General features: G+C 63.8%; 13 protein-coding genes. 3 read left to right on the top strand and 10 right to left on the bottom strand.

Annotated elements, in window-relative coordinates:
* Positions 1-94: 94 nt before the first annotated feature.
* Entirely contained in the window at positions 95-721 is a 627-nt protein-coding gene (locus AC5RU9_RS19550) for a TetR/AcrR family transcriptional regulator (RefSeq protein ID WP_494017768.1), read from the bottom strand.
* Positions 722-820: 99 nt separating this feature from the next.
* On the opposite strand from AC5RU9_RS19550, the gene AC5RU9_RS19545 reads away from it, so the two are divergent.
* Positions 821-1,147, top strand: a complete 327-nt coding sequence (locus tag AC5RU9_RS19545) for a hypothetical protein (RefSeq protein ID WP_494017767.1) — start codon at positions 821-823, stop codon at positions 1,145-1,147.
* A gap of 19 nt (positions 1,148-1,166) precedes the next feature.
* Here the strand turns inward: AC5RU9_RS19545 and AC5RU9_RS19540 are convergent, their stop codons facing one another.
* From AC5RU9_RS19540 to uriH, 4 genes are all read right to left on the bottom strand, one after another.
* Positions 1,167-1,490, bottom strand: a complete 324-nt coding sequence (locus AC5RU9_RS19540; RefSeq protein ID WP_494017766.1) for a hypothetical protein — start codon at positions 1,488-1,490, stop codon at positions 1,167-1,169.
* A 119-nt stretch (positions 1,491-1,609) separates the two neighbouring features.
* Positions 1,610-2,575 (bottom strand): ribokinase, encoded by a 966-nt coding sequence (locus AC5RU9_RS19535; protein WP_494017765.1) that lies wholly within the window; start codon positions 2,573-2,575, stop codon positions 1,610-1,612.
* The gene (uriT, locus tag AC5RU9_RS19530; protein WP_494017764.1) at positions 2,572-4,014 is read right to left on the bottom strand and encodes a uridine transporter UriT; all 1,443 of its coding nucleotides are present in this window, start codon (positions 4,012-4,014) and stop codon (positions 2,572-2,574) included. The genes AC5RU9_RS19535 and uriT overlap by 4 nt, the downstream gene beginning before the upstream one ends.
* Entirely contained in the window at positions 4,014-5,036 is a 1,023-nt protein-coding gene (uriH, locus tag AC5RU9_RS19525) for a uridine-preferring nucleoside hydrolase UriH (protein ID WP_494017763.1), read from the bottom strand. The genes uriT and uriH overlap by 1 nt, the downstream gene beginning before the upstream one ends.
* A 186-nt stretch (positions 5,037-5,222) precedes the next feature.
* On the opposite strand from uriH, the gene AC5RU9_RS19520 reads away from it, so the two are divergent.
* Entirely contained in the window at positions 5,223-6,251 is a 1,029-nt protein-coding gene (locus tag AC5RU9_RS19520) for a LacI family DNA-binding transcriptional regulator (RefSeq protein WP_494017762.1), read from the top strand.
* Positions 6,252-6,263: 12 nt separating this feature from the next.
* Here the strand turns inward: AC5RU9_RS19520 and AC5RU9_RS19515 are convergent, their stop codons facing one another.
* Together AC5RU9_RS19515 and AC5RU9_RS19510 are read right to left on the bottom strand one after the other, a co-directional pair.
* Entirely contained in the window at positions 6,264-6,617 is a 354-nt protein-coding gene (locus tag AC5RU9_RS19515) for a hypothetical protein (protein ID WP_494017761.1), read from the bottom strand.
* 35 nt (positions 6,618-6,652) lie between these two features.
* Positions 6,653-7,276 (bottom strand): LysE family transporter, encoded by a 624-nt coding sequence (locus AC5RU9_RS19510; protein WP_494017760.1) that lies wholly within the window; start codon positions 7,274-7,276, stop codon positions 6,653-6,655.
* Positions 7,277-7,430: 154 nt separating this feature from the next.
* Between AC5RU9_RS19510 and AC5RU9_RS19505 the strand changes: the two genes are divergently transcribed.
* Complete coding sequence (locus AC5RU9_RS19505; protein ID WP_494017759.1) at positions 7,431-8,522, top strand: DNA polymerase IV; 1,092 nt, start codon at positions 7,431-7,433, stop codon at positions 8,520-8,522.
* 27 nt (positions 8,523-8,549) lie between these two features.
* Here the strand turns inward: AC5RU9_RS19505 and AC5RU9_RS19500 are convergent, their stop codons facing one another.
* The 3 genes from AC5RU9_RS19500 to AC5RU9_RS19490 form a co-directional block, all read right to left on the bottom strand.
* Positions 8,550-9,533 carry an aldo/keto reductase gene (locus AC5RU9_RS19500; RefSeq protein ID WP_494017758.1) on the bottom strand — a complete coding sequence of 328 codons (984 nt, stop codon included), beginning with the start codon at positions 9,531-9,533 and terminating at the stop codon, positions 8,550-8,552.
* A gap of 76 nt (positions 9,534-9,609) precedes the next feature.
* The gene (locus AC5RU9_RS19495) at positions 9,610-9,927 is read right to left on the bottom strand and encodes a hypothetical protein (RefSeq protein ID WP_494017757.1); all 318 of its coding nucleotides are present in this window, start codon (positions 9,925-9,927) and stop codon (positions 9,610-9,612) included.
* Positions 9,928-10,012: 85 nt separating this feature from the next.
* Positions 10,013-11,443, bottom strand: a complete 1,431-nt coding sequence (locus AC5RU9_RS19490; RefSeq protein ID WP_494017756.1) for a C40 family peptidase — start codon at positions 11,441-11,443, stop codon at positions 10,013-10,015.
* Positions 11,444-11,446 lie beyond the last annotated feature (3 nt).

Genomic DNA, 11,446 nt, shown 5'->3' with positions numbered 1-11,446 from the left:
GAAGCAAGCATGGGTGATCCCACCCCCTCTTGGCTAGGGGCAACTTCACAAGCAAGTCACTTTTGGTGTCAAACCTGTCACAGCGCCGCTGGAGTCAGGCTGTTGCCGGTTCAGTTGCTGCCGCTTCGGTTGTTGCCGCTTCGGCGGCCAACGCTGCAGCCATCAAGCGGACGGTACGTACGACGGCGGCGCGTCGCCTTTCGGTGCGGCCCGGGTTGTCGCCGGCCATGAGCCCGTCGAGGGCCGGCAGTACGGGAGCGGAATCGCACAGGCTGACGATGGTGATGAGGAGATCGCCCGCGTCCTCCCGCGAGATGCCGGGGAGGGCTGCGATGGTGCTGTTGACCTTCGATGCGCAGTTGGCCATCCGCTTGGGCAGTCCCACGACGTCGGTGCCGCGTTCCAGTCCTTCCCAGAACAGCAGGCGCGGGGCGGTGGCATCCACCTGGTGGTGATCGAAAAGCCTCCCGGCGTAATCAGCCATGGCTTCCGGTCCGCTGCCCTCGATGGGGACCTCATCCATGAGGTTGGTCAGGGCGGTGACAATCACGGCGTCGAACAAAGCGTTCTTGTTGCCGAAGTACTGGTAGATCCGCTCTTTGTTGACGCCGGCTTCCGCTGCGATGCGGTCAATGCGGGCGCCGGCCAGTCCACGCGCGCAAAACTCTGTGGTGGCCGCGCTGAGCAGCAGCCCCTTGGTTCGCTCTGTGTCCCATGCCATAGAGTCATCTTAGCATTTTCCAACTAAGTGGTTGTAATTGTTCGGCGCCACGGTTATGGTGATTCCAAGCCCAATTGCAACTATCTGGTTGGAGAATCGATGACCACCGAAACAACGCCCATCACCACAGAAGCAGAGCCCGTCGCGGCTCCCGCCACCGCGGCGGCCCGTCCCCAAGGGCCGTCCGTTCACATGCGGGCGCTCATTACCTGGCTCGCCATCTTCCCTCTGGTCTCCATTGGCATGCTGCTGCTGGGCCCCTTCATGGAACCGTGGCACCCTGTCCTTCGGGCGCTCGTCCTGACCGCATTCGTCGTTCCCACGGCTGTCTACCTGGTGGTTCCGCGGATGCTTGAGGGCCACGGCCACCTCAGCCGCAAGGCAGCGGAACGCTCAAGCCAACGCGCTGCCCGCCGGTCCGCCTAGGATCGCAGCGCCGTCGGTCCTACTTGGAAGACGGACTGTAGTCGGGGTAATACCGCTGGATCTCATCGGCTTCCAAACCGAGCTCAACCATGTGTTCAAGCGATATGAGCGAGCGGACTTCCTCATCTGAAGATTTGATGCTGTTCCAAGGGCCTATCGTCTGGTAACAGAAGTCATTTGGATCGTTGAGCTTGGTGGCGTTGTAGCACTCCGGGTGATTCTTTTCGCCTGCGGGAACTTCCACCGCCCTCGAGGCCGAGGAGTCGAATGCCGATGAAAATCCCAGTCCAAGTACTGACGCAATAGCCAGGGCTGCGATGGCTAATTTAGTTCTTTTATTCATGGTTCCCCCAAGTTCCCGATGACTTGGAGAGCCTATAGCAAAGGGACGTGAAACGAGAGTCGGGAACCAGCGGGCCACCCCAGGGCGGCCCGCTGGCGAGGTCACTCAACTCAGGTCACTCAGCTCAGGTCCGCCTGTTTCCACAGTTCCTCGACCTCAGCGGCACTAGGGTACGCGGCTTGCGTGCCCTTTTTCGTGGCAGCCAGCGCGGCTGCCACCGAAGCGAACGCCGCTGCATGGGCCAGGGAATCTCCAGCTGCCAGGCGCGCAGCGACAGCACCCGTAAAGGCATCGCCGGCTCCCGTGGTGTCCACGGCGGCCACGCGGGTGGGCTCAATCCGGGTGATCTGATCATCGCCGCGAGCCAGCGAGTCCAGCACCACAGACCCCTGGGCGCCGAGCGTCACCAGTACGCGCTGCATCCCGCGGTCAGCGAACTGGCTCCGGACGGGCTCCCATGCCTCCACGCCAGCCTCAGCGTCAGGAATGTCCGCTTCCGAACCCAGGAACAGCGAAGCCTCGTGCGCATTTACCAACAACACGTCGCTCAACCCGGCCAGCTCCTCCGGCACCTCGGCGTAAGGCGAGAGGTTCAGCATGACTGTAGCTCCGGCGTCGTGCCCTGCTTGGGCGGCAGCTAGCACGGTAGCGATCCCCACCTCCAGGCAGAGGCACACCACGGCGGCGTCGCTGAAAGCAGCAGGCTCGACGTCGGCCGGGGTCAGAGTGCCGTTGGCGCCAGCCGAAATGATGATGCTGTTCTCGCCGCTCGCGTCCACGGAAATAACCGCGACACCGGTGGCAACGTCCGCACGGAGGACGCGGGACACGTCCACACCGGCACTGGCCGTCGAGTCCAGGAGCATGGTGCCGTTGGGGTCCTCGCCCACGGCGCCGATCAGGGTGACCTGCCCACCGAGCTTGCTGGCAGCCACCGCCTGGTTGGCGCTCTTGCCGCCGGGATTCACCGCAAAGCCGTTGCCGTGGACTGTTTCGCCGGGATTCGGAAGACGGTCGGTGTAGATGGTCAGGTCGGCGTTGAGGGAGCCGACGACGACGATCCCCGCCCTGGGTGCGCCGCTCACACCGTCACCTCAGCATCTTCGGTTACTTCTGCGTCCACCGGCTTGGGGATCAGGAGTGACGCGGCGAAGGCAGCCAGGGTGATCGCAAGGCCCACCACAACCACCGTCAGGTACGAGGCTTTGGTGTCGTTCAACGAGGCTGTGGCAACCAGCACGGCGGGCAGTACCAGGAAGCTCAGCCCCGCGCCGAGGTTAAAAGCTCCCGCGTTCATGCCGGGGAGGAAGCCAGGGTTGCCCTTCGGCGAAAGGACGACGCCGAGTCCGTTCAGCATGATGTTGACGGTACCGGCGTACATGATGCCCAACAAAGCCGTGCCAACAATCATCATTGGCAGGCTATTCAGGCCGAAGAATGCGATGATGGCCAGGGCCACAAGGCTGCCGATGAGGCCGATGCGGAGCACCTTGGTGTAACCGAGAACCGGAGCAAGTCGGCCGCTGATGGGACCGAAGATCCAGCCAAGGAGTGCGTACGGGGTCAGGATCATGAGCGACATCTCGGTGGGCCCGACGCCGAAGCCGGGATCGGCTGCCTGAACGTACGCCGGGACGATGCCGTTGATGACCGCGAAGATACCGGTCATGGTCAGCGTGGTGGTCAGCAGCGGAGCCCACGTGGAACGCTGGCGCAGGTGCACGGTTTCCACCATGGGCTGCTTTGCCCGCTTCTCGACAGTCCAGAACGCGAAGAACGCGACGGCGGCAATCAGCGTAAGGAAGATCGCGAGGGTCAGGGTGCCGGCGTCGAAAGCCGTGGCCAGCTTGGAGCCCTCGTTCAGGGCCGTCAGCAGTGCACCCACGGCGATCACGATGAAGAAGACGCCCAGCCAGTCCATGGTGGTGCCAGCTGCAGGCTTGCTTTCGCCGGCGAGGAAAGCAATCAGGACGGTGGCAACGACGGCCAGTGCCACCATGAGCCAGAAGATGCTCCGGAAACCAAAGTTCTCTGCGAAGTAGCCGCCAACAAACGAGTCGACACCGGCCACGCCGCCATTGACTGCCGTGATGAGGCCCATGAGCGTTCCGTACTTGCGCGGGTTGCTGACGGCCGAGCGAAGCATGATCAGGCAGAGCGGAACCGTGGGCCCGCTGACGCCCTGGATGATGCGGCCCACAAAGAGCCAGGTAACGTCAGGGGCCATTGCTGCGATGACGGAGCCGACGGCCATCAGGATCATCATGCCGACCAGGATCTTCTTGCGGCCAACAATGTCGCTCAAACGTGGCAGGAAGAGGGAGAACAGGGCGGCCGCGGTGAAGAACCACGTCTGGGACAGGCCGATGGTGGCCTGGTCCGTGTTGAGTTCGTTGCCCATGGTGACCAGGGCGGGGCTAAGCATGGAGGCGTTGAGCTGGAAGGCTACGCAGGCTGCCAGCAGTGCCACCATGAGGGCGGTGACGTTGCCGCGGGCGGACTTGGTTTCTGCGGGGTTCGACATTACTTGGCCCCTCCTGCGAGAACCGGGGCGGTTCCGGCACCAGCGGTGGCGGGAGCGCCGCCGTCGTGCGTTGGTTCGCCGATCCTGACGATCGCGTCGGTGACCAGGTCCCAGAACTTCTTGTGGTCCAAGTCGACGGCGACCGATGTGTGGCAGTCCTCCGGGGCGGGTGCGCGGAAGTCAGCCACGGTCATGCCAAGGGTGAGCCTGCCATGGAGTTCGATGTCAACGGGGACCTTGCGCGTGGTCATGACCGAGGGGTCGATGACGTACGCGACGGCGCAGGGATCATGCACCGGCGGGAAGTCGAAGCCCTGGGCGTCCTTGTAGGTCTTCTTGAAGAATTCCATCAGTTCAAGGACGAACTTGGCGGGTTTGGTGCCGATCTTGGCGATCCTGTCCACAACCTCGTCCGTTGCCAGCGCTTGGTGCGTCAGGTCGAGGCCAACCATGACCACGGGCCACTTTTCGTTGAAGACGATGTGCGCAGCCTCAGGGTCGATGATGATGTTGAACTCGGCCACCGCGCTCCAGTTTCCCACGTGGTAGCCGCCGCCCATGAGGACAACTTCCTTGACGCGTTCAACGATGCGGGGCTCCTTGCGGGCCGCCATGGCGATGTTGGTCAGGCCCGCAGTGGGAACCAACGTGACGGTGCCAGGCTCGTGGGCCATGACGGTTTCAATGATGAGGTCGACGGCGTGGCGCGGGTCCAGCTCGATGGCGGACTCGGGCTGCTCCGGACCATCCATGCCCGAATCGCCGTGGATGCTGGGGGCGGTCTCGATGGTGCGGACCAAGGGACGGTCGCAGCCTGCGGCGAAGGGGACGCCAGTGATGCCGGCAATGGTTGCCACCGAAAGGGCGTTGCGGGTGACCTTCTCGAGGGTCTGGTTGCCCACCACCGTGGTCACTGCGAGCAGTTCGATGTCCGGGTTGCCGTGAGCCAGCAGCATTGCTACGGCGTCGTCATGGCCAGGGTCGCAGTCAAGAATGATCTTCTTGCGTGTGTTGGGATCCACGTTTCTCTCCACGTCATTGGGGCCTGCCAGGTACTTGCCCGGGGCAGGGCGCTAAGCATTCAGGGGTGATTCTGGCACTGTTTCCGGTCGGGCGTCAAACGCTTAACGTGCTGATTGCGAGGGGTACGTCAAGCGCTTGATGCCTTGTCGCAGGTCAGGGCGGCATATCAGCGCTACGATCGATGCATGGAATCCCTGGATCGGCGCCATGCCCGCGCGCCACGAGTGACCGCCGCGATGGTGGCCGCCCGAGCCGGCGTTTCCACGGCGACCGTATCGCTGGTGGCCAACGGCAAGACGCAGGGTCGCGTATCCGATGACAACATCTCCCGCGTTCGGACGGCCATTTCCGAACTCGGTTACGTAGTTGACAGCATCGGCAGCTCGCTGGCCCGTGGCGTCAGCTCCATCGTCATCCTGGTAACGCCGGACGTGTCCAACCCGTTCTTCGCAAACGTGATCGCAGGCGTGCGGGAATCGCTGGGCGCCGAATACCAGTTGCTGCTGTCAGTGACCGACGCCGGGGAGTCGCCGCAGGCCTCCGACGTCCGCAAATTGTTGGCCCTCCGCCCGGCGGGCCTGCTGGTGGGCGCTCCCAGTGCCGGGTTCCTTGAAGACCTCTCCGCGGCCGGACCCCTGGTGCTCCTGGACGCCCCCGGGCTAGAAGGTTTCGCGCCGTCCGTCAATCTCGATGTAGCCCAGGGTGCCCGCGAACTGGCCCGGCACTTGGCTTCCTCCGGACACACGAGGGCTGCGTATGTGGACGGCATCACTGGAACAGCCACGTTCCAGTTGCGCCGGGAAGCTTTCCTCGAGGAAGCCGCTTCCCTCGGCCTGGTGGTCTCGCGGGAGCACATCATCAGAACAGCGATCGACGTCGGTGCTGCCGCTGCCGCTTTCGCCGAAGCCTGGCCGGCATGGCAGCGCGAGGGGGTGACCGCCGTCGTCTGCGGTACCGATACCCACGCCTATGGAATGCTGCAGGAGGCGCGGGTGGAGGGGGTCCGCATCCCCGAAGAATTGGCTGTGGCCGGCTTCGACGACTTGCCCTATTCGGCTACCAGCAACCCCAGCCTCACCAGCGTCCACCTGCCGGCGACCCCCCTGGGACGCAAAGCGGGGGAGCAGCTGCGCGGGCTCATGGAGGGCCGTGAATTGTCGGAGCCGCATGTGACTTTGGAGAGCTCGCTGGTAGTGCGGGGTTCTACTTCGTAGGCAGGCCGGGAATCACCGCGACAGTGGGCGAAGCTGTTCCTCTGTGACAGGAAGCGAGACCGTGAAATAGATCTGGGGAGCGGTCATGTCGCCCCAATCGTCCTTCTTTACCCGGACCGAGGACGGCGTGACTTCCGCAATCCGCACGCGCAGCCAGCCGCCGTCGTCGAGCCGTAATTCGTGGGGCTCGGCCAGGTAGCGCAAGCCAAGGTCATCGAGGACTTCCTCCGCGCTCAACCAGTCCACAACCTCGGTCCGCGGACGGCCAAGCAGGTCGATGGCGACGAACCCGTCGGCCACGGGCTTCATCCAGCCAACATGCTCGCCGTCATCCGCGCGCCGGTGCTCGATCCAGTTCGACTCCATGCCTCCGACCGTAGCATTCGCCATGGCTGCAGGGGCTAGTGGATGACTGCCAGCAGGATGCCCACCAGCACGAACAAGCAACCGAAAATGCGGTTGAGGACCTTCTGGCCACGTTGGTCGTGGGTGAAACGCTGGAATGAACGCGCTGCCAAGGCGAAGAAGAACCACATCACCATGATGTCGATCGCCAGAACAGTGGCGGTCAGCACCACGTATTGCTGGACCAACGGCTGGTCCGGGCGGATGAACTGCGGCATGAAGGCCAGGAAGAAGACAATGGCCTTCGGGTTCAGCAGGTTGACCCACACGCCCCGCTGGAACATGGAAAGTGCGGGTTCGTTCTTCTTGTCCTCAACCTGTTCTTCGTCCAGATCGGGTTTCCGAAGGAACTGCCGGATGCCGAGGTACACCAGATAAGTCGCGCCCGCGTATCGGATCACATTGAAGATGACGGGCGAGTTGGAAACCAGGACACCCACACCCAGGGCCACGATCAGGATATGGATGACCAACGCCACCTGCTGGCCCAGGATGCCCCAAATGGAACGTCGGAAGCCAGAGTTGAGCGAGTTGCTCATGGTGAAGATGGCACCCGCGCCGGGAGTGAAACTGATCAGGGTGCCGGCACCAACCAAGGCCAGCCAGAGAGAAAATTGCACCACCTCAGCTTATGCCGGTGAAGGGAGTGATCAGGACGCGTCCCGTCACCACCCACTTTGCCGGTGTAGAGCGGGGGATGCATCCGAAAAAGGTTTATTCCAGCGGCAACCCAGCCCAAAGTAGGTGGTGAAGGTACAGCCAAGGCCCGCGGCCATGGGGCAGACTGATCCCGTGAGCGGAATACCGTGGGTGTTGCACGTTGATCTGGACCAGTTCATTGCGGCGGTCGAGGTACTGCGGCGGCCCGAGCTGGCGGGCAAACCGGTCATTGTGGGCGGAAGGGGAGATCCTACGGAACGGGCTGTGGTGTCCACGGCATCCTACGAAGCAAGGGCCTACGGAGTTGGCTCAGGGATGCCCCTTCGCGTCGCAGCCCGGAAAGTCCCCGAAGCCATCATCCTGCCGGTCGACCAGGAAGCTTACCTGGCAGCATCAGAGGTGGTGATGGCGACCCTGCGGGAACAACCGGGTGCAACGGTTCAGGTGCTCGGCTGGGACGAGGCTTTTGTTGGCATCACAACAGAGGATCCTGAAGCCTACGCACGGTTGATCCAAGAAGCCGTGCTGGAACAGACCCAGCTTCACTGCAGTATCGGCATCGGCGATACCCTGGTCCGCGCAAAGAACGCCACCGACTTCGGCAAGCCCGCCGGGGTGTTCAGGCTGACCAAGGAAAACTGGCTGGAGGTCATGGGGGACAAGCCAACCAGGGAACTGTGGGGCGTTGGAAGCAAAATCTCGCAGCGCCTCGCGAAGCACGGCATCACCACAGTCAATCAACTCGCCGCGGCCGACCCGCAGGATCTGGTGCCGGAGTTCGGCCCCAAGATGGGGCCGTGGTACGCACAGCTGGGGCGCGGCGAAGGCGCCACGGAAGTCGACGATACTCCGTGGGTGGCCCGCGCCCACGGCCGCGAAACCACCTTCCAGCAGGACCTCACCGAACCGGACCAGGTGGAGGCCGCCGTCAAGGAACTGACGGCCCGCGTCCTCGAGGATGTTGCAGCCGAGGACCGGCCAGTGGTGGGCCTTACGCTGAAAGTCCGTTACAAGCCGTTTTTCACCAAGACCTATGCGAGGAAGATCCCTGAGACTTTCAGCCGCGACGACGTCCTGACCCAGGCTTTGGAGCTCACCGGAAAAATCGAGCCGGACCGCCCGATCAGGCTGCTCGGACTTCGCGCCGAAATGGCCATGCCGGACGACGCCCGGAAGGGACACACCCCCACCCGGAGCGGTTGGTGAAAACCAGGTACGACGCCGGTCTGGCGGCTACCAGCGCGGGTGGATCGCTTCGCGGAAGTAGCGGTCGTAGATGTCCCGCACTCCATCGGCCAATCCCGCCCCGACCACGGGCATCTCTCCAGCCTCAGCGTTGATCCGGGCCTGCTCCGCGGACCGTGCTCCGGGGATCACGGAAGTGACGCCATCTTGTGCGACCACCCAGGCGAGGGCCGCTTGGGAGGTGGTGACGCCGTCGGGAACCAATGCACTGAACTCCTGGGCGGCTTTGACGCCGGTTTCGAAGTCGACGCCCGAGAAGGTTTCCCCCACATCGAACGATGACCCGTCCCGGTTGTAGTTGCGGTGGTCGTCAGCGGGGAACTCGGTTGCAGCTGTGTATTTTCCGGACAGCAAACCCGAGGCCAGGGGAACCCGGGCGATGATGCCCACGTTGGCCGCCTTCGCGGCGGGCAGCACCTCATCGAGCGGCTTCAGGCGGAAGGCGTTGAGGATGATCTGCACGGAGGCAGTGTTCTCGCGCTTGATGGCTTCGAGGGCCTCGTCTGTCCGTTCGACGCTGACCCCGTAATTGCGGATGGCCCCTTCGCTGACCAGCGTGTCCAGTGCGTCGTAGACTTCGTCGCGGCTGTAGACGGCGGTGGGCGGGCAGTGCAGTTGGACGAGGTCCAGGGTGTCCTGTTGGAGGTTGCGGCGCGACCGGTCTGTCCACGCTCGGAAGTTCTCGAGGGTGTAGTTCTCGGGCACCTGGTCAACGCGACGGCCCATCTTGGTGGCTACGGTGATGTCCAGGCCAGGGTTGGCGCGGAGGAATTTTCCAATGATTTCCTCGCTGCGGCCGTCGCCGTAAACGTCTGCGGTGTCGAAGAAGGTGACGCCGTGGTCCACGGAAGCCTTAAGCACGGCCACGGCATCTTCTTCGCTGACGTCTCCCCAGTCCGCCCCGAGTTGCCAGGTGCCAAGCCCGACGGTTGAGACGGATCGGCCGGTCTTGCCAAGTATGCGCTGTTCCATGCGTTCGACTATATGCTGCCTGATTGGGACGTTGCCCAAGAAAGTGGGACCAGAGGGTGACGCCGTGCCGGGATCCTCAGCGCGGGGAACGCCGATTGCGAGCCTGGCGGGCCAGCTGAATGAACCCATAAACGAAAGCTGCTTGCACAAGCACCATCAATGCCAGGAGCAGCCACTGACTCCGGGCAATGAATACTACGGCGCCTGTGATTACCAGCGTGGTTCCCAGAATGAGGGCATACACGGCGAATCCAAGGGCGACTTTCGCGCTGCGCACACCCGTTCTGAAGCCGAAGCCCGCAGGTTCGTTGTCTGGATGGCCGCCCATGGGATCTGGGCGGGCAGGTTTGAGGTTGTCGAATTCTGCCCAGAGGTCCGGGTCCGGATTGCTCACGTCTTCATCATCCCTCAGCCTTCCGGTTTGGTGAACCAACCCAGGCATGGGACGGCCGATGGCTGCGGCAGCCGTGAGCCTGTGCCTAGTATCTGGCCACGAAGGGGTAGAGCTCCATACCCACCATGGAACTGATGTTGGAGACCGTGATGCCTTCCTGGGGGTTCAAAGCCTGCACCACTTGCCCGTTCCCCAGATAGATCGCCACATGGTAGAAGTTGGACGGCGAACCCCATACCAAGAGGTCTCCACGGCGCGCCTGTGAGAGCGGGACATGGACGGGCGCTGCGGCATATTGCTGCGAGGCGGTGCGTGGCAGTCGCATCCCGGCTGCGGCAAAGGCGGCCTGCACCAGTCCTGAGCAGTCAAAACCGTAGGGTCCGGTACCGCCCCACTGGTAGTAGAACGGCGAACCGACCTTACCCAGGGCGATGGAAATTGCTGTTTCGTAAGACCCGCTCGATGGCACAGACGGCGGCGCAGGTGCGGGTGCCGGGGCCGGTGCAGGTGCTGGCGCAGGTGCGGGCGCAGGTGCTGGGGCTGGCGCAGGTGCGGGTGCCGGTGCTGGGGCTGGCGCAGGTGCGGGTGCCGGTGCCGGTGCTGGCGCTGGTGCGGCCGGAGCCGGGGCTACCGGAGCCGGAGCAGCGGGTCCAGGCGTGTCCGGCGACGTTGCCGGATTCCGGGGAGCCTGATCCTGCTCAGCCTTGTCGGTGCTGGCGGTCAGTGCCGCGAGCCGTGCCTCTTCGCGCTGCCGATCCAGGGCATCCACCCTGGCCGACTCAAGCTCAACAGTGGAGTTGCGGAGCTGGGCCAACCGGTCCACCAAAGTGGTCCGCTGCGCTTTCGCGTCGGCCACAGCCTTGACCTGCGCCGCGTTGGCCTGTTCAGCCTGCGTTTTGCGCTGTTCCGCTGTCTTGGCCGCGTCGTCCGCGGCTTTTGTGGCGTCATCCGCAGCTGCTGACAGGGACTTGGATGCGGCGGCGGCGCTGACGGCAACCTCAAGATCGCGGTTTCGCCTGGCTGAGAGAGCCTCCAGCGTGGCGGCCTGCTGGAAGCTTTCACTGCCGCCGGCCAGCGTAACGAGTGCGGGATTCAGTCCACCGTTGCGGTACAGGTCGCCGGCGATCTGCCCCACTTGTTTGCGCGTCCTGTCCTGCTGTTCCCGGGCGGCAGAGGCTTGGGCGCGGGCTGTAGAGGCGGTTTTGGTCCTTTGCTGGAGCTCCACCAGGGCCTCGCTGTAGGCGTTGTTGGCCTGCATGGCAGCCGTGGCGGCTACCTGCTGGTCAGCGGCTGCGTCCGCGAGGGTCCGCTCAATGGAGGCGACCTGGTCCGCCGTCGCCGCTTCACTGGCTTTGGCCGCCGCGATCTCCTCAGGCGAGGGCACGTGCGGAGACGCCCCGACAGTGAGCGGGGTAGTTGTTGCGGGTACAGCCACTGAGGGAGTTACCACTGCCCCGGAAAGGACGACGACGGCGCACAGCACCGCGGTCCCTCGGGCGGATCGGGATAAAGCCATGTA

This window comes from Arthrobacter sp. B0316-5-4 (assembly GCF_059090325.1).
The sequence above is the reverse complement of the archived record's forward strand: the minus strand, read 5'-3'. Positions and strand labels throughout refer to the sequence as shown.